Annotated in this window: 26 protein-coding genes; 17 read left to right on the forward strand and 9 right to left on the reverse strand. The window is 69.2% G+C overall.

Going from position 1 to position 24,819, the window contains the following annotated elements; genetic code table 11:
- Window positions 1-27 precede the first annotated feature (27 nt).
- Entirely contained in the window at window positions 28-705 is a 678-nt protein-coding gene (locus tag BJ980_RS10315) for a response regulator transcription factor (protein ID WP_179502205.1), read from the reverse strand.
- 136 nt (window positions 706-841) lie between these two features.
- Here BJ980_RS10315 and BJ980_RS10320 point away from each other — a divergent pair, with 136 nt between their 5' ends.
- From BJ980_RS10320 to BJ980_RS10350, 7 genes are all read left to right on the forward strand, one after another.
- Complete coding sequence (locus tag BJ980_RS10320; protein WP_179502206.1) at window positions 842-2,116, forward strand: AAA family ATPase; 1,275 nt, start codon at window positions 842-844, stop codon at window positions 2,114-2,116.
- A 2-nt stretch (window positions 2,117-2,118) separates the two neighbouring features.
- Window positions 2,119-3,186: a tetratricopeptide repeat protein gene (locus BJ980_RS10325; protein WP_179502207.1), complete on the forward strand. Its 1,068-nt coding sequence runs from the start codon at window positions 2,119-2,121 to the stop codon at window positions 3,184-3,186.
- On the forward strand, window positions 3,170-4,249 hold the full coding sequence (locus BJ980_RS10330; protein WP_179502208.1) for a tetratricopeptide repeat protein: 1,080 nt from the start codon (window positions 3,170-3,172) through the stop codon (window positions 4,247-4,249). Before BJ980_RS10325 ends, BJ980_RS10330 begins: the two co-directional genes overlap by 17 nt.
- Window positions 4,242-5,291 carry a tetratricopeptide repeat protein gene (locus BJ980_RS10335; protein WP_179502209.1) on the forward strand — a complete coding sequence of 350 codons (1,050 nt, stop codon included), beginning with the start codon at window positions 4,242-4,244 and terminating at the stop codon, window positions 5,289-5,291. The genes BJ980_RS10330 and BJ980_RS10335 overlap by 8 nt, the downstream gene beginning before the upstream one ends.
- On the forward strand, window positions 5,291-6,346 hold the full coding sequence (locus tag BJ980_RS10340; protein ID WP_179502210.1) for a tetratricopeptide repeat protein: 1,056 nt from the start codon (window positions 5,291-5,293) through the stop codon (window positions 6,344-6,346). The genes BJ980_RS10335 and BJ980_RS10340 overlap by 1 nt, the downstream gene beginning before the upstream one ends.
- Window positions 6,347-6,546: 200 nt before the next feature.
- The gene (locus BJ980_RS10345) at window positions 6,547-7,563 is read left to right on the forward strand and encodes a type IV toxin-antitoxin system AbiEi family antitoxin domain-containing protein (RefSeq protein WP_179502211.1); all 1,017 of its coding nucleotides are present in this window, start codon (window positions 6,547-6,549) and stop codon (window positions 7,561-7,563) included.
- Between the two features lie 90 nt (window positions 7,564-7,653).
- The gene (locus BJ980_RS10350) at window positions 7,654-8,346 is read left to right on the forward strand and encodes an MOSC domain-containing protein (RefSeq protein WP_179502212.1); all 693 of its coding nucleotides are present in this window, start codon (window positions 7,654-7,656) and stop codon (window positions 8,344-8,346) included.
- A 31-nt stretch (window positions 8,347-8,377) separates the two neighbouring features.
- On the opposite strand, the gene BJ980_RS10355 is transcribed toward BJ980_RS10350, so the two are convergent.
- Entirely contained in the window at window positions 8,378-9,799 is a 1,422-nt protein-coding gene (locus BJ980_RS10355; protein ID WP_179502213.1) for a phytoene desaturase family protein, read from the reverse strand.
- Window positions 9,800-9,866: 67 nt separating this feature from the next.
- On the opposite strand from BJ980_RS10355, the gene BJ980_RS10360 reads away from it, so the two are divergent.
- Window positions 9,867-10,700, forward strand: a complete 834-nt coding sequence (locus tag BJ980_RS10360; protein ID WP_179502214.1) for an aldo/keto reductase — start codon at window positions 9,867-9,869, stop codon at window positions 10,698-10,700.
- Here BJ980_RS10360 and BJ980_RS10365 read toward each other — a convergent pair whose 3' ends face one another.
- Complete coding sequence (locus BJ980_RS10365) at window positions 10,701-11,195, reverse strand: MarR family winged helix-turn-helix transcriptional regulator (RefSeq protein ID WP_179502215.1); 495 nt, start codon at window positions 11,193-11,195, stop codon at window positions 10,701-10,703.
- A 40-nt stretch (window positions 11,196-11,235) separates the two neighbouring features.
- Here BJ980_RS10365 and BJ980_RS10370 point away from each other — a divergent pair, with 40 nt between their 5' ends.
- Entirely contained in the window at window positions 11,236-12,288 is a 1,053-nt protein-coding gene (locus BJ980_RS10370; RefSeq protein ID WP_179502216.1) for a DMT family transporter, read from the forward strand.
- Window positions 12,236-13,456, forward strand: coding sequence for an MFS transporter (locus tag BJ980_RS10375; RefSeq protein ID WP_179502217.1), 1,221 nt, complete (start codon window positions 12,236-12,238; stop codon window positions 13,454-13,456). The genes BJ980_RS10370 and BJ980_RS10375 overlap by 53 nt, the downstream gene beginning before the upstream one ends.
- Window positions 13,457-13,459: 3 nt before the next feature.
- On the opposite strand, the gene BJ980_RS10380 is transcribed toward BJ980_RS10375, so the two are convergent.
- From BJ980_RS10380 to BJ980_RS10390, 3 genes are all read right to left on the reverse strand, one after another.
- Window positions 13,460-14,035: a hypothetical protein gene (locus BJ980_RS10380; protein ID WP_179502218.1), complete on the reverse strand. Its 576-nt coding sequence runs from the start codon at window positions 14,033-14,035 to the stop codon at window positions 13,460-13,462.
- A gap of 63 nt (window positions 14,036-14,098) precedes the next feature.
- Window positions 14,099-14,572 carry a nitroreductase family deazaflavin-dependent oxidoreductase gene (locus BJ980_RS10385; protein WP_179502219.1) on the reverse strand — a complete coding sequence of 158 codons (474 nt, stop codon included), beginning with the start codon at window positions 14,570-14,572 and terminating at the stop codon, window positions 14,099-14,101.
- A 1-nt stretch (window position 14,573) separates the two neighbouring features.
- Window positions 14,574-15,002: a nuclear transport factor 2 family protein gene (locus BJ980_RS10390; RefSeq protein ID WP_179502220.1), complete on the reverse strand. Its 429-nt coding sequence runs from the start codon at window positions 15,000-15,002 to the stop codon at window positions 14,574-14,576.
- Window positions 15,003-15,048: 46 nt separating this feature from the next.
- Between BJ980_RS10390 and BJ980_RS10395 the strand changes: the two genes are divergently transcribed.
- Window positions 15,049-15,930, forward strand: coding sequence for a TIGR03619 family F420-dependent LLM class oxidoreductase (locus BJ980_RS10395; RefSeq protein WP_179502221.1), 882 nt, complete (start codon window positions 15,049-15,051; stop codon window positions 15,928-15,930).
- A complete protein-coding gene (locus BJ980_RS10400; RefSeq protein ID WP_246279956.1) occupies window positions 15,930-17,135 on the forward strand; it encodes a hypothetical protein in 1,206 nt (401 codons plus the stop codon). The genes BJ980_RS10395 and BJ980_RS10400 overlap by 1 nt, the downstream gene beginning before the upstream one ends.
- Before the next feature lie 74 nt (window positions 17,136-17,209).
- On the opposite strand, the gene BJ980_RS10405 is transcribed toward BJ980_RS10400, so the two are convergent.
- Window positions 17,210-19,246, reverse strand: coding sequence for a PhoX family protein (locus BJ980_RS10405; RefSeq protein ID WP_343047775.1), 2,037 nt, complete (start codon window positions 19,244-19,246; stop codon window positions 17,210-17,212).
- A 175-nt stretch (window positions 19,247-19,421) separates the two neighbouring features.
- On the opposite strand from BJ980_RS10405, the gene BJ980_RS10410 reads away from it, so the two are divergent.
- The 5 genes from BJ980_RS10410 to BJ980_RS10430 all read left to right on the forward strand — a co-directional run bounded on the left by BJ980_RS10410 (window position 19,422) and on the right by BJ980_RS10430 (window position 23,127).
- Window positions 19,422-20,213, forward strand: coding sequence for an SDR family oxidoreductase (locus tag BJ980_RS10410; RefSeq protein ID WP_179502222.1), 792 nt, complete (start codon window positions 19,422-19,424; stop codon window positions 20,211-20,213).
- A gap of 8 nt (window positions 20,214-20,221) precedes the next feature.
- A complete protein-coding gene (locus BJ980_RS10415; protein ID WP_343047776.1) occupies window positions 20,222-21,349 on the forward strand; it encodes a sulfotransferase family protein in 1,128 nt (375 codons plus the stop codon).
- Window positions 21,350-21,456: 107 nt separating this feature from the next.
- Window positions 21,457-21,741 (forward strand): hypothetical protein, encoded by a 285-nt coding sequence (locus BJ980_RS10420; RefSeq protein ID WP_179502224.1) that lies wholly within the window; start codon window positions 21,457-21,459, stop codon window positions 21,739-21,741.
- Window positions 21,738-22,670 (forward strand): hypothetical protein, encoded by a 933-nt coding sequence (locus BJ980_RS10425; RefSeq protein WP_179502225.1) that lies wholly within the window; start codon window positions 21,738-21,740, stop codon window positions 22,668-22,670. Before BJ980_RS10420 ends, BJ980_RS10425 begins: the two co-directional genes overlap by 4 nt.
- Window positions 22,671-22,692: 22 nt before the next feature.
- Window positions 22,693-23,127 (forward strand): hypothetical protein, encoded by a 435-nt coding sequence (locus BJ980_RS10430; protein ID WP_179502226.1) that lies wholly within the window; start codon window positions 22,693-22,695, stop codon window positions 23,125-23,127.
- Between the two features lie 24 nt (window positions 23,128-23,151).
- Here BJ980_RS10430 and BJ980_RS10435 read toward each other — a convergent pair whose 3' ends face one another.
- Window positions 23,152-24,159 carry a ferredoxin family protein gene (locus BJ980_RS10435; RefSeq protein WP_179502227.1) on the reverse strand — a complete coding sequence of 336 codons (1,008 nt, stop codon included), beginning with the start codon at window positions 24,157-24,159 and terminating at the stop codon, window positions 23,152-23,154.
- On the reverse strand, window positions 24,152-24,805 hold the full coding sequence (locus BJ980_RS10440) for a GDSL-type esterase/lipase family protein (protein WP_179502228.1): 654 nt from the start codon (window positions 24,803-24,805) through the stop codon (window positions 24,152-24,154). The genes BJ980_RS10435 and BJ980_RS10440 overlap by 8 nt, the downstream gene beginning before the upstream one ends.
- Window positions 24,806-24,819 lie beyond the last annotated feature (14 nt).

The following is a 24,819-nucleotide window of genomic DNA, read 5'->3' on the forward strand; positions in this document are numbered from 1 at the left end:
GAGGACCGTGCCCGGCCCGGCGCGCGCCTAGCCACCGTTGCTCGCCAACCGATAACCGGCGCCACGCAGGGTCTCGATCGCCTGGCGTCCGAACGGCCGGTCGACCTTGTTGCGCAGGTGCCGGATGTAGACCTCGACGATGTTGGGATCCCCGTCGAAAGCCATGTCCCACACCGCGTCCAGGATCTGCTGCTTCGAGACCACGTCACCACGGTGCCGCATCAGGAACGCCAGCAGTGCGTGCTCTCGTGCAGTCAGCCGCACCTCTGTCTCGCCGCGCCAGACCCGACGCGCGGCAGGGTCGAGGCGCAGGTCTCCCGACTCGAGCACGGTCGGGCGCTCGCCGGATCCGCGCCGGATCACCGCCCTGAGCCGGGCCACCAGCACCGGGAACGAGAACGGCTTGGTGAGGTAGTCGTCGGCCCCGGTGTCGAGCCCTTCGACCTGGTCCCATTCGCCGTCCTTCGCGGTCAGCATCAGGATCGGGGTCCAGTTCTCCTCCGCGCGCAGCGTCTCGCAGACCTTGTAGCCGTTGATCCCCGGCAACATCAGGTCCAGGACGATGGCGTCATAAGGATTCTCCCGCGCCAACCACAGTCCGTCGGTGCCATCACGGGCCACGTCGACGGCGAACCCCTCGGCCTCCAGGCCGATCTTCAGGGAACGGGCAAGTCGCGCCTCGTCGTCCACCACCAGAACCCGCATGGACTCGATTGTGCCGCGTGCTCGCTGAACGCAGGCTGAAGGCGCCCGTCACCGCCGCCCAGCGGTTCATCCGTCCGGTTCGTCCGGGCGGCTAGTTCGGCGTTTCCGGCCCCCTCCGCACGGGTAGGTTCACCTCGTGGAGAACCCCCTCATCGCCAGCCTGACCACCGCCGTACAAGCCGCACCCGACGACGTACCCCTGCGCCTGCACCTGGCCGGACTGCTCATCGACGCCGAGCGCGGCACCGAGGCCGTCGTACATCTCGGTGTGGTGCTCGGCCAACAGCCCGACTCCACGCAGGCCCGGGAGCTGATGGCCAAGGCACTCGGAGGCGGTACGCCGACCGCACCCGCGGCGCCCCGCGACGAACCGGCGCCCCCTGCCCACGAGACGGAACGTCCGGCCAAGCCCGAAGAGGGATCCCGAGGCGCCTCCGAGTTCGACTGGTCGCATGCCGAGCAGCAGCTCGGCGACGCGGTCCCGCCGATGTTCGTCGACGGCTCGGAGGACAGCACTGCGCCGCCCCCACCGGCGTACGACGTGGAGCGCCAGGACCTGCGACTCTCCGACGTCGGCGGCCTGACCGAGGTGAAGAAGCGGCTCAACGCCAGCTTCCTGGCGCCGTTGAGGAACGAGGAGCTCCGCAAGCTCTATGGCAAGTCCCTGCGCGGCGGACTGCTGCTCTACGGCCCGCCCGGTTGTGGCAAGACCTTCCTGGCCAAGGCGATCGCCGGTGAGCTCGGCGCCGCCTTCCTGCACGTGTCGCTGGCCGACGTGCTCGACATGTACATCGGCAAGAGCGAGCAGAACGTCAAGGAGCTCTTCGAGATCGCCCGCTCGTCCGCGCCGTGCGTGCTCTTCTTCGACGAGCTCGATGCGATCGGCATGCGCCGCTCCCAGATGCGGGGCAGCTCCCAGCGCGGCACGGTCAACCAGCTCCTCGAGGAGCTCGACGGGGTCGGTTCCGAGAACGAGGGCGTCTATGTCCTCGGCGCCACCAACCACCCCTGGGACGTCGATCCCGCGCTGCGTCGGCCCGGCCGGCTCGATCGCACCCTCCTCGTGCTGCCCCCGGACCAGGCCGCCCGCGAGGCGATCCTGACGACCCACCTGCGCAGCCGTCCGGTCGAGCGGATCGATGTGCGCAGGATGGCCAAGCTCACCGACGGTTACAGCGGCGCCGACCTGGCCCACATCTGCGAGTCGGCCGCCGAGATCGCGCTGATGGACTCGGTCGAGACCGGCAACGTCCGGATGATCACGATGGCCGACATGGAGGCCGCACTGCGCGACGTACGCCCCTCGATCGGCCCGTGGATGGAGACCGCCCGCAACGTGGCTCTCTATGCCAACGAGTCCGGGGAATATGACGACCTGGCCAAGTTCCTGCGCAAGAGGGGGCGTGGCTGAGCATGATCGACCTGGATGAGGGGCTCGACCGCGCCGACGCGATGTTGACCGCACGCCGACCTGAGCAGGCCGCACGACTCGCGCGCACCCTGATCGGACAGCACCCCGACTCGGCACGTGCCCACGACGTCCTCGCCGACGCCCTGCGCAAGCAAGGCCTCGATCGCGAGGCCGTGGCGCCTGCTCGTGAAGCCCTTCGGCTCGCCCCGCACGCCCCCGGCATGCACATCGGTCTCAGCCTCGCGCTGCTGGAGGTCCACGAGGCCGAGGAGGCCAGGGAGCACGCGCGGCGTGTCATCGAGTTGCTGCCGAACGAGTCCGGCAGCCATGACCTGTTCGCCTGGACGATCCTCAAGCCCGAGCGCGCCGACCTGCTGCCGGAGGCGCTTGCGGCGCTGCGGGAGTCGATCCGACTCGACCCGAATGTGGCTCCCGCCCACTCCATGCTCGGTGTGGCGCTGCGCCGATCCGGTGATCGCGGGGCCGCCCGGGCGGCCTTCGAGCAGGCACTGGCGCTGGACCCGACCGACACGACGGCGCTGACCAACCTGGGTGCGATGGACATGGCGACGGGGCGGCTCGCGCAGGGCGCCGACGGCATGCTCTCGGCACTCTCGATGGACCCGACCGATCAAGCGATGCAGGCGAACATGCGGATCCTGCTTGCCAGGTTCGGGCTCGTGTTCACCGTGTTGTGGGTGCTCACCGGGATCACGCTGGGCACCATGCTGGCCCTCGGCGCGAGCCCGGGCACCCGGCTGGTGACGGGTGCCGTGTGGCTGCTCGCCACCGCCGTGGACGCCTGGTTGGCGCTACGCATGATGCCTCGATCCGTACGCCGCAGCCCGCGCCGGGTGAACGACCTGGTGACGTCGAACGAGAGGCTGCTGCTCGCATTCCAGGTGGTTCCGGCGTTGGGGGTGGCCGTGATGACGTTCGCCCCGGGGCTCATCGCCGCGATCGCTGGCGCCGTCATCGTCGTCTATCTGGTCGTCGTCATCGCGGGGATGCTCCTGGCCGGCGATGACGAGGAGGACGAGGACGTGGCTGAGCATGTTCGACCTGGATGAAGCCCTGAGCCGCGTGGACGCGATGCTGGCTGCCGGACGACCCGAGCAGGCCGAGCAGCTCGCGCGCACCGTGATCGCCCAACACCCGGACGTCGCGCGGGCGCACGCGAGCTTGGCCGACGCGTTGGATCGCCAGCGTCGCCACGAGGAAGCCGTCGCGCCCGCTCGCGAAGCGTTGCGACTCCGGCCGGAACAGCCCGGCCCACACCTCGCAATGGCCCTCACCAATGTCGGCGAGAGCGAGGAAGCGATCGAGCATGCTCGACGTGGGGTCGCCCTACTGCCACACGACCCCGAAGCCCATGATGTCCTCGCACTGGCGATCCTCGAGTCCGGCGACAAGACGCTCGTCAGTCAGGCCCTCGCGGCCTCTGCGGAATCGATCCGCATCGACCCGAATGTCGGAAGGGCACACTCCATTCTCGGCCTGGGCCACAAGCGGGCCGGAGACCACGCAGCTGCTCGCGAGGCCTTCCACCGGGCGCTCGCGATCGACCCGAGTGACACGACCGCTCTCAACAACCTCGCGACGATGGACCTCGGAGTCGGTCGGTGGCTTCGAGGCACGGACACGATGCAGTCAGCGCTGTCCATCGCTCCCAACGCCCCAGGGCTGCACGAGAACATCCGCATCCTCCTGTGGAGGTGCGGCGTGGCATTCACTGCACTCTGGGCGCTCGCCGGGCTCGCGCTCACCACGATGCTGGTCCTGGACGCGAGCCACGGCACCCGCGTGATCACCGGCTGCGTGTGGTTGGCCGGCACAGGTCTGGCCGCCGCAGCCGCCCAACAACTGCTACCCCGGACCATCCGGCTCAGCCCACGCGGGATCATTGACTTCCTGGTGACGAACGAGAAATACCTGCTCGGTGTCCAGGTCATCCCGGTCCTCGGGGTGGCCGTGATGGCGTTCGCACCCGGGCTGGTCGCGGCCATCGGGGGCGGCACCGTCCTTGCCTACCTGCTCCTGTTCATCATGGCGATCGTGCTCCGGATCCGGGAGCGCAATGAGGAAAAGGGCACCTCCGGCGATTCGGCCGATTCGGTCGAGGCCCGTGACTGACCTCGATCGCGCCGAGCACCTGCTGGACCTGCGCCGGCACGACGAGGCCGCGAACCTCGCCCGGCAGGCGTTGGCCGAGGATCCCGGGTCGGGACAGGCCTTGCACGTGCTGGGCCGTGCCTTCCACGGGATGGGCGACCACGTCGAGGCCGAGCAGGTGCTGCGCGCAGCACTGGCGAGTCGACCTGCGCACGCCGGCACCGCCCTGTCGCTGAGCGAGGTCCTCGCCGCACAGAACCGGCCGGGCGAGGCAGCAAGCATCGCGCGCGAGGTGGTCGCTCACGAGCCGCACTGGTGGGTGGCGCACTATCAATTGTCGGCCGCGCTGTTGCGAGGGCCCCGGGCGATGCGGCGAGAGTCACTCCCGGTCGCCCGGCAGGTGGTTGAGATGGCTCCGAACAACGCCGCTGCGCACAACATCCTTGGTCTCTCGCTGGAGCGGAACGGGAAACGCCGTGCGGCCCGGGCGGCCTATGCCAAGGCGCTCGAGCTGGACCCGAACCACGCCAACTCGCTGAACAACCTGGCCTCGATGAACATGTCGCTGTTCTCGCTTGGCCGCGGCTCGGACCAGTTGCGTCGCGCCCTCGCCCTGGATCCCTCCGACCCGATCTTCCAGCGCAACCTCAGCCTGCTCATGGTCCGGATGTGTGGACGGCTGTTCCTTGCCCTGCTCGTCTGCGGTGCACTGATCGCCGGACTGGTCGCGGCCCAGGCGCCGCCGATCCTGCGCGCCCTCGGCGGCGCGCTGCTGATCGCGCTCGTTGGGCTGATCGCCCGGTCCTCGATCAGGTCGTTGCCCGCCGGAGTACGTCGTCCGCTCGCGCTGATCAGGCAGGTGAGAGCCGGAAGCACGATGATCCTCCTCGTCCTGCTCGTCGCGGCCGGTTGCGTGTGCGTGATGGCCTTTGCACCGGCCGGGACTGCACTTGCTGCCGGTGGCGTCCTGCTCATCCTGATCCGGGTGCTGGCCATCAGTGTCGTGGTCGGCTGGATAATCAGCCTGATTAGTAGCCGGTCGAAGAATCGCGTGGGGTATTGATGAGCGTCCGGAACGACCTCGCCCGCGCCGAGCAGCTTCTGGAGCTGGGCAGGTATGTCGAGGCGGAGACCCTCCTCCGTGCCCTGTTGGCCGATCATCCCGGCAGCATCGAGGTGCTGCATGTGATGGCGACCGTGCTGTTGTTCGCGGAGAGGAACGAGGAGAGTCTCGAGGTCGCCTGGCAGGCACTCGCTCTTGCGCCCGAGGATCCCGACTGCCGACTCGCGGTCTGCGATGCGTTGATGCAACTTGACCGCGGCCCGGAGGCGCTCGAGCTCGCCGAGGTCGCGATCGTCTCCGACCCGGACGACTGGCGTTCGTGGTTCGCCCACGCCCGCGCCCTCAGCTCGTTGCCGATGCCACGCGTGCGCGATGCGCTCGACTCGATCAACCGCGCCATCGGGCTCAACCCGCACTCCGCCGACCTGCATGCCTTTGCCGGAGTCCTCCTGGAAGTCCTCGGGCTGCGCGACCTGGCACGGTCAGCATTCACCGAGGCACTGCGGTTGGATCCCCAGCACACGGCCGCACTGACCTCGTTGGCCGACCTGGACGCGGGCCTGTTCCGGCTGGGCCGCTCGGCAGCCAACGTCAGGGCCGCCGTCGGCGCCGACGCACAGGACAGCTTTGCCCACGGCGGGGTCAGCACGCTCGCCGGACGCCTTGCCCGACGCCTCCTGCTGGCGCTCATCCTCGCCGGGATCGTGGTCGGCCTGGAGGTGTACGGCGGAGCGTCGTTCCTCGTCCGCGGCGCCACCGGGGTCGCTGCGTTGGCCCTGTGCGGCCTGCTGGTCAGGTCGTCGTTGCACCACCTGCCGCGAGGAATGACCCGGTCTGCCGGCGCACTCTGGGGAGGAGTCGGCGCAGGGACCAAGGTGCTCCTGGGCGTCTGCGTCGTGATCACGATCTGCCTGTGCGTGATGGCGTTCGCGCCGACCGCCATCGGCAGCAACGCGGGCCTGGTCTTCCTGCGCGTGGTCCGGATCCTGCTGATGCTCACGATCTTCGTCTGCGTGTTCCAGGCCGTCGCGCTGCTCTTCATCCGCAAGAAGTGAGTCCCGACCCGGGCTCTGCTCGGGTTGGGGCGGCGGCCCCACGTGTCACAAAGGTCGGCGCGGGCTCAGGTCGCCGCAACGGTGCGCGGAGTTGTTGTCGCACTGTGCGCGACAACAACTCCACACTGATTCGCGCTCCCCTCCACAGGCACGGCTGATGGCCGTGGCAGAGACACACGGGTCGAGCGAGTCTCTCCGGCATGAACGGACCAGCCACACCTGATGCCGACTGGGGAGCGGCCACCCGACTCCTCGCCGAGCAGGACGGTGTCATCTCGCGGCGTCAGGCGCACACCTTGGGACTCCAGCCGCATGATCTGGAGCGCCTCGTCCGTCGCAGAGTGTGGGCACGAGTGATTCCGGGGATCTTCGTGAACCACACCGGACCACCGTCGTGGCAACAGCGTGCGTGGGCGGGAGTCCTGCACTTCGAGCCGGCGGCACTCGCGGGGGCCTCAGCGCTTCAGGTCGTCGACGGTGCCGGCTGGCAGCCAGGTCCCAGCCGACAGCGTGCGCCGCGCGGCCGAACCAGCCTGGGAGATGCGCCGATCGAGATCGCCGTCCACTCTTCCCGTCGAGTGGCTCAGCTCGACGGTTATCGGGTGGTCCGCACGGGCGCGTTCTCCGACGTGGTGCAACACAGCGCCCGGCCTCCGCGCGTGCGCTTTGACGAGGCAGTGCTGGACCTCGCTGCCCAGGCACCCACGGATCTCGCCGCGATCGGCGTACTGGCTGACGCTTGCGGGTCCCGCCGCACCACCGCACAGCGACTGTTGGCCACGATCGCCCGGCGGAGTCGGCTCAGCCGCAGGAGGTGGCTGGTCGGCGTCCTCGGCGACGTCGCCGCGGGCACCTGTTCAACCCTTGAACATGTCTACCTGGACCGGGTGCAGCGCCCACATGGTCTGCCACGCGGGAACCGGCAGGCGTCCGAGCAGACTGCGGGCGGGCGTCTCTTCCGTGACGTCGACCTTCCCGAGTTCGACCTGATCATCGAACTCGACGGGCGGCTGTTCCATGACAGCACCGAGCAGCGCGACCGTGACATGGACCGAGATCTCGACGCGGCAGTCGACGGTCGCACGAGCATTCGGCTCGGTTGGGGCCAGTGCACCGAACGAGCCTGCCGAACCGCCGGCCGACTCGCACGTGTGCTCGCGTCGCGGGGATGGGTGGGCGAGCCGGTGCGCTGCGGTCCGGACTGCGCCCTCGACTGACGATCATGGAGATCTTGTTCCACCCGGTGCGACAAGATCTCCACAAAGATGTGGGCACTACCGGCACCCGGCAGGTGGCACGCTGGGCTCATGCAGATCAAGGTCGTCTCCCTGCGCCGCTATCCGGTCAAGTCGATGGGTGGCGAGGCGCTCGACTCGGTCGCCCTGGACCCACGCGGGCTCGCGGGCGACCGTTGGTTCGCCGTCGAGGACGAGGACGGCCACTTCGCCTCGGGCAAGAACAGTCGTCGCTTCCGTCGCCGGGACCCGGTCTTCTCCTATTCCGCCGGCACGGCGACTTCCGGCGAGGTCACCGTGACGGGTCCGGGTGGCGAGTGGCAGGCGATGGATCCGGCTCTCGATGACGAGCTGACCGCGGTGATGGGGGTCGGCGTACGGGTCAGGCCGGAGGCAGACGTGTCGCACCAGGACTCGGGATCGGTGTCGTTGGTGGGCACCGCAACGCTCGCCTGGTGTGCTGAGCGCTGGAACATCGATCCGGATCCGCGTCGTCTGCGGGTGAACATCCTGCTGGCCACCGACGAACCGTTCATCGAGGAGCAGTGGGTCGGCCAGGAGATCACCATCGGCGACATCGTGCTGCGCGGCGTACGGCGGATCCCTCGTTGCCGGATGGTCGACATCGACCAGGACGGTGCCCGCGTCGAAGGGCGGCTGCTCAAGCCGCTGACCCAGGAGCGGGACATGTGCCTGGCGGTCTATGCCGACGTGGTGAGGACCGGTGTGCTCCGGGTCGGCGACGAAGTGAGCGTCTCCGCATAGACGGTTGACCCGAGCACGAGTTCGGCGAGCATCAGGCGCCGAGCTCCGTCAGCGCCGCGTTCGCCGCGTTGTGCCCGCCCATCCCGTGCACTCCGGCCCCCGGCGGCGTCGCGGAGGAGCAGAGATAGACGCCGGGGATCCCGGTGGCATAGGGGTCGACGGAGATTCGCGGGCGCATCACGATCTGCTTCGCAGTGTTCGCGCCCGCGGCGATGTCGCCGCCGACGTAGTTGGCGTTGTGCGCCTCGAGCCCCCGGGTGTCGCGCACGTGGACCTGCCGGATCCGCTCGCGGAAGCCCGGCGCGAATCGTTCGATCTGCGCCGTGATCGCGTCGGTCGCATCCCCCGGCCAGGCATGCGGAACGTGGGCATAGGCATAGATCGGGTTGAGCCCGGAGGCGCCGGCACTGCGCGTCGGGTCGGCGACGTACTGCTGACCGAGCAGCACGAACGGCCGCTCCGGCATCTCTCCGCGAGCCACCATCGCGCCGGCGCTGACCAGCTCCTCCATGGTCCCGCCCACGTGCACGGTGCCGGCCTTGCCCACGTGGGGGTTCTGCCAGGGGATGTCACCCTCGATCGCGTAGTCGACCTTGAACGCACCCGGCCCGAACGTGTAGCGCCGGTAGGCCCTGCGGGTCCGACCGGGCAGCTCGTCGCCGAGGATCCGGGCCGCCGCGTCGGGTGCCGTGTCCAGCAGCAGTACGTCGTGCGCCGCCAGGTCGGCGCGCGAGGTCACCCGGACGCCGGTCTCGATCCGGCCACCGAGCTGCTCCAGCTTGGCGACCAGGGCCCGGGTGATCGACTCGGTGCCGCCCTCGGCGACCGGCCAGCCATAGGCGTGCGCGGCGGCGGCCAGCATGACACCGACCGAGGAGGCGAGCGGTCCGGTCAGGGTGCCGAACTTGTGCGCTGCCACTCCGGTGAAGAGCGCCCGCGCCTCCTCGGTGCTGAACCGCTTCGCCGCCCACGGGGCAGGCAGCAGCGAGTTCAGGCCGAAGTGGGCCAGCTTGAAGGGGTGCCTGGGCACGTGCAGGATCGGGCGGAACACGTCCTGGGCCAGGGCATCGAAGTTGCGCGCAGACCGTCCGATCAGCCTGTCCCAGGCCGGGCCGTCCACACCGAGCCCGTGCGCGGTGCGCGCCACGTCGCGCCACATCAGCGCCGCCCGCCCACCGTCGAGCGGATGCGCGAGCTGGACCTCGGGCCAGATCCAGCGCAGGCCGAACTCCTCGAGGCCCAGGGACTGGAAGAACGGGGAGGCCACGCCGGTCGGGTGGAAGGCCGCACACTCGTCGTGGAGCAGCCCGGGCACGGTCACCTCGGAGGTGAGCGTGCCTCCGCCGACCCGGTCGGAGGCCTCGAGGACCAGCACCTCGACGCCACGCTGGGCCAGCGTGATGGCTGCGGCGAGACCGTTGGGTCCACTGCCGACCACGACTGCTCTGCTCATGCATCCACCATGCCAGACCGATCGTGACCGGCGGGTGGCGTGTGGAGCGGCGTGGTTGGCTGGGGCCATGACTGTTCCCTCCCTCTCCCTCAACGACGGCACGTCCATCCCGCAGCTCGGCTTCGGCGTCTTCCAGGTCCCGCCGGACCAGACGACCGCCACCGTCGGCAAGGCGCTCGAGGTCGGCTACCGGCACATCGACACCGCACAGATGTATGGCAACGAGAAGGGCGTCGGCGAGGCCATCGCCGCCTCCGGGCTCGCGCGTGACGAGATCTATGTGACCACCAAGCTGAACAACTCCAACCACGCGCCGGACGACGTACGTCGTTCCTTCGCCCAGTCGTTGACCGAGCTGGGTCTCGACCATGTCGACCTGTTCCTGATCCACTGGCCGATGCCGGAGGCCTACGGCGGCGATTTCGTCTCCACCTGGCGCGCGATGGCCGAGCTGACCACCGATGGCCGCGCCACCTCCGTCGGGGTCTCCAACTTCGAGCCCGCGCACCTGGAGCGGATCATCGACGAGACCGGCGTGATCCCGGCGGTGAACCAGATCGAGGTGCACCCGCGCTTCGGCAACGAGGCGGCCCGGAAGGCATCGGCCGAGCGCGGCGTGCTGGTCGAGGCGTGGTCGCCGACGGGACGCACCTCGTTGCGCGACAACCCGGTGATCGCGGAGATCGCCGAGCGGGTGGGCCGGACTCCGGTCCAGGTGACGCTGCGCTGGCACATCGAGCGCGGCGACGTGATCTTCCCCAAGACCATGCACGAGGAGCGGATGCGGGAGAACTTCGGTCTCTTCGACTTCAGCCTCTCCCCCGACGACGTGCTGGCGATCTCGGCTCTCGACCAGGGCGCCGAGGGCCGGATGGGACCGCACCCGAACGACCTGAACTAGTCAGGCCAGGGCCGCAGCCCACTCGCGCAGGATCCGGATCATCCGGGTCCTGTCGATCTCGCCCAGGCCGGCAACCAGCCGCGCCTCGTTGGCGTAGTGCGCCTCGATCGCTGCATCGATCAGCTCCCGACCGGCCGGGCTCAGGGCAATCGCCCGGGCCCGGCCGTCGGCATCACCGACCCGTCGGGTGACCAGGCCGCGCGCCTCGAGGCGGTCGACCCGCTTGGAGATCGCTCCCGAGGTGACCATCGTTGCCGCGGCCAGCTCACCGGGGCCGAGCTCGTACGGCGTACCGCTGCGGCGCAACGTGGCGAGCAGATCGAACTCACCCTCGCTGAGCCCGAACTCCGCATAGACCTCGACGAGCCGCTGGCGCAGGGTGTCCGCCAACCGGTGCAGCCGGCCGATCAGCGCCATCGGTGAGGTGTCCAGGTCCGGGCGCTCGGTTGCCCACTGGTCGATGATCTGGTCGACGTGATCGGGAGCGTGGTTCATGATGGGGAATATACCTTCCACGGAAGTCATTCTAGTTTCCATGGAAAGCAATTCCTCCGTTGCGTCGTGGCGCACGCCCGCACTCACCGTGATCGCGCCGGTGGCGTGGGGCTCGACGTACTACGTCACCGACGCGTTCCTGCCCAGCGACCGACCACTCTTCGCCGCCCTGCTCCGGGCCCTGCCCGTCGGCCTGTTGCTCCTCGCCCTGCGCCCGGCGCTGCCGTCCGGAGCGTGGTGGTGGAAGTCGGTGGTGCTCGGCACGCTGAACATCGGCGCGTTCTTCGTGCTGATCTTCATCGCCGCCTATCGCCTCCCCAGCGGGATGGCAGCCACGCTCACCGCGACGGCTCCGATCGCGATGATGGCCGTGGCCTGGCTGCTGATCGGCGAGCGGCCACGGCTGGCCTCGATCAGCGCCGCCGTGCTCGGGGTCTCCGGGGTGGCGCTGCTGGTGCTCCGGGCCGGCTTCGCGGTCGACCCGATCGGGGTTGCCGCATCCTTGGGCGCCGTGGTGATGTCGTCGTTCGGCTATGTCCTGCTGAAGCGGTGGCAGGCCCCGGTCGACCTGCTGACCCTGACCGCCTGGCAGCTCGTCGCCGGTGGGTTGCTGCTGCTTCCCGTCGCGCTTCTGGTCGAGGGGGCACCGCCGGCCATCGACGCGGGTGCCGGGTTCGGCTTCCTCTACATCGGCCTGATCGGCACCGGGCTGGCCAACTATGTGTGGTTCCGTGGCCTGCAACGGATGCCCGCTGCCTCGGTGTCACTGATCGGCCTGCTCAACCCGGTCACCGGCACGATCCTCGGGGTCTTCCTCGCCCACGAGGTGTTCGGTCCGACCCAGCTGCTCGGCATGGCGCTGGTGCTGCTCGGCGTACTCCTCGGGCAGACGGGCGTACGTCGCGCGGCTCGGCCGCTCCTGCTGACCATCCTGCAACCAGTGCTGCGGCGAGTCGGCACGACAACAACTGCCTGTTCGGACCGCAACAACTGCAGGCTCGCGGCGCAACAACTGCCTGTTCGTGGAGAATGGGTGGGTCATGAAAGCAACGCAGCCGAACCCGCCCACCCCGGGCCAGTTCGCGCTCCGTAGCGTCGCCTTCGAGGCCTTCGGCCCGACGATCGTGAACTCGATCGGGCACGGCGCCGTGCTTCCGGTGCTCGCCCTGCACGCCGGCGATCTCGGAGCCGGCGTCGAACTGGCCGCCCTCATCGTCGCCCTGCTCGGGGTCGGACAGCTCGTCACCAGCCTGCCGGCCGGTGCCCTGGTGGCCAGGATCGGCGAGCGTCGGATGCTCGTCGGCTGTGGCCTCGTCGATGTGGTGGCGATGCTCATCGCCTGGCAGGCCCCTTCGACCACGCTGCTGGCCCTGGCGGTGCTGCTCAGCGGAGCCACCTGGACCGGATTCATGCTGGCGAGACAAGGCTTCCTGATCGAAGCGGTGCCGCCCACCCATCGCGCCCGGGCGATGTCGACGCTGGGGGCCAGCCACCGGGTCGGCCTCTTCATCGGCCCGCTGATCGGCGCCGGGGTGATCCACCTCTGGGGCATCCCAGCGGTCTTCGTGCTCGCCGCGGCCACCTCTCTGATCGCGGCAGTGATGGCCTCGATGATGCGCGACCTCGGCCATGAGTCGCGTCAGGAGCAGCGGGCCGAGGGGCACGCCAGCGTCCGGAAGGTCCTGCTCGCGCACCGCCGCACCCTGCTCACCCTGGGGGTCGCGGTGATCGTGATCGGCGCCTCCCGCTCGGTGCGCGGCACGCTCCTGCCGCTCTGGTCCGACCACATCGGACTGAACGGCACCGAGACCTCGCTGATCTTCGCGGTCGCCGCGGCGGTCGACATCGTCTTCTTCGTCCCCGGCGGCTGGCTGATGGACAAGAGGGGCCGCGCGATCGTCGCCGTACCAGTCGTCCTCGCTGTCGCGATCGGCGCGATCCTCCTCCCGCTGGCCACGAACGAGCTCGCCGTGCTCGGGGTCGCCGTCCTGATCGCCGCCGGCAACGGGTTGGGCTCGGGGATCGTGATGACGATCGGGGCGGACACCGCCCCCGTCCTGGGCCGCTCGCAGTTCCTCGGCGGATGGCGCCTGTGTGGCGACATCGGGAACACCGGTGGCCCCCTGGTGATCAGCGCCGTCGCCGCATTCGCCCCACTGGCCGCCGCATCGGTGACCTTCGGGGTGCTCGCGCTCGTCGGCGCAGCGTGGGTCGGGTTCTGGACCCGACGTCTCGACGCTGATCGGGCGTCAAGCGGCTGAGATTCAGCCGTGCTTCACCTTGACCACGTTGGAGGTCACCTTGCGCGACTTGTCCACCATCCGCCACTGGATGTCGCCGGTGGCCGAGGTGTTGACATAGACCGAGAAGGTCCCGCCGGAGACGTTCACGTCGACCGGGAACTCCTCCCAGGCGCCGGTGCCGACGCGCTGCTCGATGTCGAGCACGGCGCCCTCACCGGTCGGATAGACGCCGGAGAGATAGAGCTGACCCCCGGCCTCGACCTCGAAGGCGCCCTGGCTCAGAGTGATCTCCGGCTTCTCCGACTCAGACTCGCTGGCCGAGGGCGACGACTTCTTGCTTGACTTGGACGACTTCTTCGACGGCGAGGGCGAGAGCAGGGTGACCAGCGGGCCACCGTTGCTGGTGGTCTCGACCGGCTCCGGCATGAACAGCGTCTCGCCGCCGGTGCCCTCAGCGCTTGACCCGCTGGAGTCGCCGACGCCGAGCAGGTTCGTCGCGAACAGGACCGCGATCCCGGCCAGCAGCCCGACCACGATGGCCACCGTGACCAGCGCGACCAGTCCGTTGGTGACGGGATTCTCTTCCTGGTCGGTCACGGTGCTCCTGCTCAGTCGGGGAGAGTCGGTCCCGGAGGGGCCGGTCCCCATTGTGACAGGCGATCAGGCAGGCTCACAGATCACGACAGGGATCTCCCGCTCGGTCCACGACTGATAGCTGTCGAAGTCGGCGTACAGCCCGGTCAATCGGGGCCACAGCACGGCGCGTTCCGGGAGTGTCGCGGTGCGCGCAACCATCCGGCGTACGTCGCTCCGCACCTGCACCGTGCACTCCGGGGTGGCCACCAGGTTGTGGTACCACTGCGGATTCTTCGGGAGCCCGCCCTGGGAGGCCACGAAGACGACGTTCTCGCCGTCGCGCAGGAAGAGCAACGGCGCGGTGAACTCCTTGCCGCTCTTGCGCCCGGTGTGGGTGAGCAGCGCCAGCTTGACCGGCTTGCGGAACGCGGCGCCGACCCGCCAGGTGCCGCCCACGCGTCCGTTGGTGCGGCGATAGACCCACACGTTGATCCGGGACATGTGCTTGATCAGCTTCGGCACCCAAGGGGCGTCCATGCCGGGAGGCTTGTTCTGCATCTCAGAATCCCCTCGTCCACACGTTGTCGTCGACCAGGCTCGTCGAGCGCCAGCCGTCAGCGGTCCGCACCAGCTGGTGGTGGTAGTAGCCGCCGACCTCCCACAGCGTCTCGGTGCCATCGGGCGCCTTGGCCACCATCGGGTTGGTGAAGTAGGCGGTCGCGCTGGCATTGTCCGGTCCGTCGAAGGTGATCGCGACCTGACCGATGATGTGCTGGTAGCGGTCGAAGCCGCGCAGGCCCTTCTCGACCCACTCCACGACCTCGGACGGCGGGCCCACCGGGCCGCCCACCGCTGAGTAGTCCAGGACGGCGTCGGGGGTGAACACCTCGGTGTGCAGCCGGTCGAACGCGCGGGTGTCGATGGCGCGGGTGTAGCGGGTGATCACGTCGGTTATCTCGAGGCGATCGGCAACCTCATTCGAGTCCATGGGATGACTCTGGCACAACATTGAAACACGTTCTAGTGTGTCGACCATGCGATTCACCTACGCCGAGGCGATGACCCAAGCCGCCTACTACGCCCCGCTCGCCCAGGCCGCCGAAGCCGCTGGATACACCAGCATGACGATCGCCGACTCCCTGATCTATCCGCGTGAGTCGAACTCGAAGTACCCCTACACCGACACCGGCGACCGGGAGTTCCTCGAGGACAAGGAGTTCATCGAGACGATGATTCTCTGCGCCCACCTCTTTGCCGTCACCAAGACGCTGCGACTCACCCCGTTCGTGCTCAAGCTGCCGGTCCGGCCCCCGGTGCTGACCGCCAAGCAGGCCTCGTCGATCGCCTTCCTCTCCGGCAACCGCCTCGGCCTGGGCGTGGGGTTGTCGCCGTGGCCCGAGGACTTCGAGGCGATGGGCGTCCCGTGGGCCAGGCGCGGCAAGCGGATGGACGAGTGCATCGACATCATCCGCGGCCTGACCTCAGGGGAGTTCTTCGGCTACGAGGGCGAGTTCTACTCGATCGAGCCCCTGAAACAGTCCCCCGCACCCACCGAGAAGATCCCGCTCCTGGTCGGCGGCCACAGCGATGCCGCCCTGCGCCGCGCGGTCCGCAAGGGCGACGGCTGGATGCACGCCGGCGGCGACGGCGAGGAGCTGGACCGCCTGCTCACCCGGCTGGGCGAGATCCGCAAGGAGGAGGGGGACACTCGTGACTCCTCGGAGTTCGAGGTGCACGCGATCTCCTACGACGCCTACTCCGTCGACGGCGTGAAGCGCCTCGAGGACAAGGGCGTCACCGACGCGATCGTCGGCTTCCGGGTGCCCTACATCATGGGCCCGGACACCGAGCCGCTCGAGAAGAAGGTCGAGGGCTTGGAGAGGTTCGCCGAGTCGATCATCAGCAAGGTCTCCTGATGAGCGCACCCGAGGCAGCGGCAAGCACCAGTGAGGCTGCTGCAAGCACCACCGTGGCAGCGGCCAGCACCACCGCCTCACTCCAGGAGGCCATCGCCGAGGCCGAGCAGCTGATCGCGAACCCGCCGTTCGAGGTGAACGCCCAGGAGCTGGCCGAGGGTTACGACTATCTCGCCGGCTCCATCCGGTCCTCGCTGCAGATGGCCTTCGACTACGACCTCGAGCACCCGGTGCTGATCAACCCGACGCACCAATATGCGCGCCAGGGACTCGACAACCCGGACGCGATCTACTTCAACGCCTACCTGGCCGACGGGGCGTCGTACGTCGTCTCGGGTCGGCGCGGCACCACCACCGACCTCTCCTTCCAGGTGATGGACGGGGGCTACACCGAGACCGGGCACCCGAAGACCCTCGCCGCCTTCGACGACCGCGAGCTCGAGGTCGCCGAGGACGGCACCTTCGAGTGGCGCTTCGGCCCCGAGCTCGGGATCCGCAAGGGCTCCACGCTGATCATCCGCGAGGTCTATGACGACTGGAACACCGAGGAGCGCGGCACGATCCGGATCCAGCGCCTCGACACCGCCGGTCAGCCGCGTGGCGCGTTCAGCCAGGACCGGGTCGCCAAGCGGTACGGCGTGGCCGCGAAGATGCTGGTCGGCCGGGTGAAGACCTGGTTCGCGTTCCCGGAGTGGTTCACCTACAAGGAGCCGGTCAACACCCTGACCGTGCCGAAGTCGACGCCCGGCGGGCTGGCCTCGCAGTTCTCCTCGATCGGCCACTACTCGCTCGGCGAGGACGAGGCGATGGTCGTGCGGGTCCCGGTCTGTGCGGATGCGCCCTACCAGGCGATCCAGGTCGGCTCGAAGTGGTATGTCTCCACCGACTACGAGCACCACCAGACCTCACTGACCGCGGCCCAGTCCGTTGCCGACCGGGGCTTCTTCACCTACGTCATCTCCGAGCGCGACCCGGGCCTGGCCAACTGGCTGGAGACCACCGGTCACGACAAGGGCGTGATGATGCTGCGCTGGCAGCGACTGGCCCGCGACCTCACTGCCGAGGACGGCCCGCAGGTCGAGGTGGTGTCGTTCGACTCCTTGGCCCAGCGTGCCGATCTCGATCACCAGCGGGTGACGCCGCAGGAGTACGCCGACCGGATCGAGGCCCGCCAGGTCGGGATCGCTCGCCGGATGATCAGCTGAGACACCCTTTCGCACGAGAACGCCATGACCCGTCGTACGCACGGGTCATGGCGTTTCGCGTTGCAGGAGAGTCTTCAGCGGCGGTGGACCTGGACCACGCCGGGGCGCGGCTGGCCGTCGCCGAGGTAGGGGAACCGGCTGACCGGGTTCTCCGGTGACGCACCGGAGACCTCGCCCGGGTGCTGCACCGCGATCAGCACCGTGCGCTCATCTGCGGTGATCCAGGGGCCGCAGCACTCGGCACCGACCGGCACGGAGAGGAACTGTTGCAGCCTGCCCTTCTCCGGGCCCTCGAGCGGCATCATGTACAGCGCATCGCAGTTGCCCAGGGTCCCGGGCTGGCCGTCGGTGGAGATCCACAGGTTGCCCTGCTTGTCGAAGGCCACGTTGTCCGGGCAGCTGATCGGGCTGACCTCGGACTTGTCATAACCGTTGAAGAAGGTCGACGGGTCGCCCGGGTCGCCGGCCAGCAGCACGATCTTCCAGGTGAAGCTCACGGCCGCGGCGTCGTTGCGACGCTCGGTGAGCTCGAGGACGTGACCGTGCTTGTTCGGCGTGCGCGGGTTCGCCTCGTCCTGCTGGCCCGGCTTGCGGCTGGTGTTGTTCGTCAGCGCCGCGTAGACCCGCCCGTTGACCGGGTTCGGCTCGACGTCCTCGGGACGGTCCATCTTGGTGGGCCCGACCAGGTCGGCGGCCTGACGGGTCCAGATCAGTACGTCGGCGACCGGCCAGCCGGGGACGTGCGAGCGACCGTCGACCACCAGCGGGAGCCACTCACCGGTACCGTCGTAATCGCCGTCGGCGGCGCCGTCGCCGTTGAACTTCGCGACATAGAGGTCGCCCTCGGAGAGCAGCTTCATGTTGTGCCGGCGGTTGCCCGGACGGTGGCGGCGCTTCGAGACGAACTTGTAGATGTAGTCGAACCGCTCGTCGTCACCCATGTAGGCCACCGCACGCCCGTCGTCGGCGAGACGCACGTTGGCACCCTCGTGCTTGAAGCGGCCCATGGCGGTGTGCTTGACCGGGGTGGAGCTCGGGTCGTCGGGGTCGACCTCGACCACCCAGCCGAAACGGTTCACCTCGTTGGGCTCCTCGGCCACCTTGAAGCGGCGGTCCACCCGCTCCCAACCTCGACCCGCGGAGGTGATGCCATAGCGCGCCAGCCGCTTGTCGGGGTCAGGAGCGTCCGTGGCGTCGAAGTACTGGTTGAAGTTCTCCTCCCCGGACAGGACCGTCCCCCACGGGGTGACCCCGCCGGCGCAGTTGTTCAGTGTGCCCAGGACCGTCCTGCCGGACCGGTCAGCCGAGGTGCGCAGCGCCGCGTTGCCGGCCGCGGGCCCATCCAGGGCGAACTCGGTGTGGGCGTGCAGGCGCCGGTTGCGACGACCCCGGCGGTTATATTCCCACGGGGTGCCCGGGCGCTGACGGCGTACGTCGACGATGGTCATCCCATGCGCGGCCTGGACGATCTCGAGTTGGGTGTCGGTGAGGTCCGCCGAGCCGGTGACACCGCGGAACATCAGCTCGTCGTTGGTGTACTCGTTGTTGAAGACCAGCACGCCCCTCCTGCCCTGCGACCCCTGCCCACCGCGGCCACGACCGTCGATCAGGAGGGCGGCGAAGTCGGCGTTGTAGCCGGCCTGGCCCCGCTGCGCCTCGGGCGTCTGGTTGTCGAAGTCGAAGGCCGGCGCGCCCTTGGTGACCGGGTCACCCCAGGAGATCAGCGGCGCCCACTCGAAGCCGGTCGGCACGATCAGCTCGTCGGTGGCGGCGGGGGCGGGCGCGATGGCTTCGAAGTCGGAGGGTGGCTTGATCCGCCCCGGACCCCTGCTCCGGTCACTGCCCCGTCCCCCGCCCCGGCCGGGCGTCGCCGCGACGGGCGCTGCCACGCCCCACGAGATGGCGCCGACCGCAGCGGTGGCGGCTCCGGAGCGCACCACCGCGCGCCGCGAGACGGAGCGGGCGACGACGTCGGCGAAGTATTCATTGCCCGACTCGTTCGGGACCGGCTGGGCGCACGCGTCCCCGCAGCGGTAGCGGCAGGTCATCGCGCTGCGGCCACCCGGGTGGGAGGGCGCGCCGAGGAGGGGCAGGAGCTTGGGTGGGGTCACGAGGGACTGCCTTTCCGAGAACGGTTGACCCAGCGGCACGCGGGGTCGCCTGGCGAACCTAGGAGGGCTTGGGCACCACCGGATGACGAGCAGGTGACCGTTTCGAGAACTTCGCCGTGCCATTGGCCGGAACCAATCCCTCGACGGAAACTGAAACAGGTTCTACTGTGTGGCCATGACTCTTCTGCAGGACAAGGTGATCGTCCTCTCCGGCGTCGGCCCCGGCCTCGGCCGCGCACTCGGTGAGGAAGCGGCCCGGATGGGTGCCGACCTGGTGCTGGTCTCCCGCACCGAGAAGCGGCTCGAGAAGATGGCCGAGGCCGTCCGCTCCCAAGGACGTCGCGCGCTCGTCGTACCGACCGACATCACCGACGAGGCGCAGCGGGTCGCGCTCGTCGAGGCAGCGGTGGCCGAGTTCGGCCGGGTCGACTGCCTGGTCCACAACGCCTTCGGGATCCCGCCGATGGACCCGATCAGCACACTGTCGCTGGACTCCCTGCGCACCGCGCAGGAGACCAACGTGTTCGCGCCGCTGCGACTCACGGCACTCTTCGCCGACGCGCTTGCCGCGAGCGAGCAGAAGCCCGGCGGCTCGGTGATCATGATCAACTCCTGCGTCGTGCACTCCTCCCAGCCGGAGTTCAGTGGCTACAAGCTCTCCAAGGGCACCCTCGAGCACCTGGCTTCCTCCCTGGCCACCGAGCTCGGACCGCGCGGCATCCGGGTGAACAGCGTGGCCCCGTCCTACATCTATGAGGACGTCAACAAGGCCTACTTCGACTGGCTGGCCTCGGAGTCGGGACGCACCCACGAGGACGTCTATCGCGAGAAGGCCGAGCCGACCGACCTGAAGCGGCTGGCCACTCCCGACGAGGTCGCCAAGGCCGCGCTCTTCTTCGCCAGCGACCTGGCCAGCGCGGTCACCGGCCAGATGCTCAACGTCGACTGCGGCGAGTTCCACGCATGAGCCCGCGGGTGAGGGAGGACGTCGGGTCCTACGAGGACATCGCGGCCGCTGCGGTGCGCACGACCGGGCTCTCGGACTTCGGTGGCAACGACCACGAGGAGGGCCTGCGACTCCTGATCGAGGACCTCAACGCCCCCACCGCCGGCCTGACCGGCGAGGGCAACTACATCCAGCGGTCGATGGTGAAGAGCGCGTTCGTGGGCAGGCTGCTCTCCCAGCACGGGTTCGGCGAGCACCCGTCGTACTCCGCCGTGCCCATCGAGCGGCCACTCTTCGTGGTCGGTCTGCCGCGCACCGGCACCACCGCGATCCACCGCCTGCTCACCGCCGACGAGCGGCACCAGGGCCTGGAGCTGTGGCTCAGTGAATATCCCCAGCCCCGGCCCCCGCGCGAGACCTGGGAGCAGAACCCGGTCTTCAACGGCATCAATGCCGCCTACGCCCAGCACCACGTCGCGAACCCCGAGTTCATGGGCATCCACTACATGGATGCCACCACCGTCGAGGAGTGCTGGCGCCTGCTGCGCCAGACCGGGCTGTCGATCAGCTTCGAGTCACTGGCCAACGTGCCCAACTATTCGGCGTGGTTGGCCAAGCAGGACTGGACTCCTGCCTATGAGCGGCACCGGGCCAACCTGCAGCTGATCGGGCTCAACGACACCGACAAGCGGTGGGTGCTGAAGAACCCGTCGCACCTGGCGGCGCTCGACGCGATCATGACGGTCTATCCCGATGCGCTGATCGTGCAGATGCACCGCGACCCGGTGGTCTCCATCGCGTCGGCCTGCTCGCTCTCGGCCGAGGCCACCGCCGGCCAGTCGACGGTCTTCGTGGGTGACACGATCGGGAGCACCCAGCTCGAGATGCTGTCGCGGTGCTACCGCTCGTTCGGACAGGCCCGGGAGAAGTACGACGCGGCGCAGTTCTTCGACGTCGACTACTCGGCGTTCGTCGCGGATCCGGTGTCCACCTCACGGGAGATCTATGAGGCGTTCGGGCTGGACTGGAGCCCCGAGGTCGCCGGCCGGGTGAAGGCGATCGACGACGAGTCGCGCTCGGGTGGCAAGCGACCGAAGCACACCTACTCGCTGGCCGACTACGGCCTGACCGAGGACCAGGTGCGCGCGGCCTTCTGATCCGTCTGGCCGGGCGCGTACAACAAGGAACACCGATTCCACGCTCCCGTCCACAGGCAGCACGTGATCCCGTTGGCAGGGGGTTGCCGGATTCCTAGCGTCTTGCCATGAGTCATTTCGCGATCGAACCCGACACCGTGGCCCCCGTGGCCGACTCGCTGCACACCGTGCGTGCCGACATCGAGGCGGCGTGCACCCTTTCGGCACCCGACACCGGACCGACCACAGAGCTCACCGCCGAAGCCATCGCCAACCTTGCGGTCGCATGTGCCGCGATGGCTGGGGGCCTGGACGGTCTGGGCGACCGGGTCACCGCCGCCATGGCCGCCTATCGCGAGAGCGACGGCGACGTCACCTGGATCGTCGACCAGACCCTGGTCGGACTGTCATGAGCATCAACACCCGGCTCGACGGCAGCGCCGCGATGTGCCGGGCGGTGGCCGTCGAGCTGCGAGTTCTGCGCGACGAGGTGTCCCACGGGTGCAACGTGCTGGCGCACGCGCGCACCGTTGCGGCGGGGGCGTGGAGCGGTCTTGCCGCGGAGGCCTTCGACACGGAGGCGCGGACCACGGCCGAGCGTGCCGACCAGCTGTTCGGACTCATCGGTGGCCTGGCTGCAGATCTTGATGGCCTCGGCGATGTGTTCGAGGCGATCGAGGCCGAGATGGCACGCGCTCGCGCGGTGGCCTCGGCAGCCGGGATTCCGATCAACGGGTTCCTGATCGCAGACCACGGCGAGTTCACCGTGTCCGCGGAACAGGAGGCGCCCCTCGACAACGCGCGCGGCATCGTCGAGCGCGCTCGCGCACGGACGGCCGAGGTGCACAGGCAGTGGGAGTCGACGCTGGCACCCGCGATCGCCTACGAATGGGAGCCCGACATCCGCGGCATGCTGCAGGGGATGCCCCAAGTGGCGTCGGGACCCTCCACGCTGCTTCGCGAAGTGGGGGGCCTGAAGGACGTGCTGACACCGTCGCGCGAACAGGCGGTCTCGCTGGCCCTCCTTCCCGCCAGGCTCCCGAAGCTCCCCGGGGGCATCCGTTATGCCGGCTTTGTCGGCAATGCGAACATCATTGCCGACGCCGTCGTGAGGCAGTCGGGTCTCGACGCCGGACGCACCGACCTCAATCGCCACGAACGGGGGCTGCGAGGTGTGCTGCGCGGCGTGACCAACATCGCCGGTGGCGCCCATGGGGCCGTGAAGGCGGCCAGAAAGACGCCCCTGGATCTGAAGGCCATCCTGAAGGGCGAGGTCAGCGGCCGCAAGCAGGGCGACAAGGTGGCCGACAAGGTCATGGAGGTGCTCGATGCCGTCATGTGAGCCAACCTCGGGCGCGGGTCGGATGAGGATCACCCTCCCCGAGGGGTGGCTCTATGTGGAGGAGCCGGAGCCCGACGTCATCCTGCGGGCGCAGGCCGCCCACCCCGCAGCGAGTGGGTTCTCCGCGACCCTGTGCATCCCGGTCGGCGAGGCCACCGCCCAGGACCTCATCGACGAGCAACGCGAGGTCGGTGAGGCGCTGCTGGATTCCTTGGTCCGCCCGGACCTGGAGGACCTCGACATCCACGACGTGTCCGGTCGTGACGCCGGCTATCTGCGCGTGGCCCACCAGGCCGAGGGGCGTGAGCTGATCACCGAGTCCTGGTGCTGGGTGATCGACGGCGCGCGGTGGGTGGTCCTCGCAACGGTCGACTGCTCCGACTACGCCGACTATTGCGACCTGATCGAGGACATCGTGCACTCCTTCGAGCCGCCCGGGCTCGCCATGGCTCGATGACCACGGCCGGATGACCGGTGCCGGTCAGCGGCTGTCGGGATCTTGGGGTGCGACCAGCACCGCCCGGTAGGTCGTCGTCGCCTTGGCGGCCTGATCCGTGCAGCTGGCGCGGAGCGACGTGCCCGGTTCGACGAAGACATCGACCGTGGTGGTCGTCGAGCCGTGGCGGAAGATCACCCGGGTGGCGCCGGTCTCGACGCCGGCATCGGCGTTGGGCACGACCTCCACCAGCGACAGCGCATCCACCTCTTCGACACCACGGGCGGTCAGCACCGCGATCTCCGCGGCCTGGACGGCAGCGGGATAGGCCGATCGTCCGCGCAGGTGCTCGGCGGCGAGCCGTCCGGAAACGCTCAGCTTGCCGATCCGGACCGCGGATGCGGGGTCGAGGCGTCCGTAGGAGAGAGCCTCGGGCAGGGTCAGCATGGCTGCGGCGAAGCGGTGACCGCCCAGGTGCGACGTCTCCCAGGTCTCCTCGGGGTACGCAGCCGCCAGGGCGGCGGCGACCGGCCGGCCGAACTCGGCACAGCACGCGTCGCGACGCCCGTTCGTGCAGACCAGGAGCAGCCGCCCGGAGTGCTGCTCCAGGCCGGGGCGACGCCCCTCGGCCAGGCCGTCGAGGTCGAGGTCGAGCAGGTCGTCGGCCACGTCGAGCAGGGTGGTCTCCAGCCACGGCCCGCCCTCCACCCGGGGATCCGCGTTGCCCAGGAAGACGCGGAACGAGGACGGCTGGGGAGCGGTGGCCCGTCCGTGGCGACGGATCAGCTGGATGCGTACGCCGGCCTCGGCCGCGGCGTCGGCGAGTCCGCTCCGCACGTGCTCGGGCAGCCGCGACTCGGCCAGGGCCTTGTGCCCCCAGGAGCCGGGGTGCTCGATCAGGAGGTAGGCGGTGTCGTGGGCAGCGGTCCCGGCCAGCGGCTCGTCGAGGGCTCCGCGGGCACACCGGAACCGCGCGCCGGCCAGCTCGGCCGGTGTCAGCTCGGCCGGTGTCAGCTCGGCCGGTGTCAGCTCGGCCGGTGTCAGCTCACTCATGGACGCCCTCGACACCGACCACACTCAGCCACTGCTTGGCGATCAGGTCGTGCCCGGCCGTGGCGGGGTGCACGCCGTCGATGACCAGCTCGGCGGGGTCCCGTTCTTGTGCAGCAGTCGTGAAGGCATCGTGCAGCGGCACGAACAGCGCGTCGTACTCATCAGCCAGCCGGCGGACGATGCGCATCTTCTCCTCGAGGTCCGCAAGCATCCGCACCTGGCCGTCGTCGACCGGGACCAGGAACGGCTCGAGCAGGACCAGGCGGTTGATCCCAGCTGCGCGCGTCCGGTCGAGGATCTCGCGATATCCCGCCTCATAGGCCTCGTGGGTGGTGCCAGCGGTGCCCCCTCCCGAGAGTCGGGCGAGTCCGTTGACCAGCCGGCGACCGAGCCCGCCGAAATGGGCATGCCAGGTGTCGTTGATGCCGATCATCACCGAGAGCAGGTCGGGGCGGTGCGCGAGCACGTCGCGCTGCCACCGCTCCTGGAGGTCAGGCACCTTGTGACCGTTGAGGCCGGTGTTGAGCACCTCATGACCGGGCAGGGCCTCGGCGACGCGGGCGACGTACCCGTCCCCGAGGTCGCTCGGGTCACCCGGGTCGCGGAGAGCGGCGGTGATCGAGTCGCCGGTGAGCAGGATCTTCACCCCGCCGACCCTAC

It is taken from the genome of Nocardioides daedukensis (assembly GCF_013408415.1).
GTDB lineage: Bacteria > Actinomycetota > Actinomycetes > Propionibacteriales > Nocardioidaceae > Nocardioides > Nocardioides daedukensis.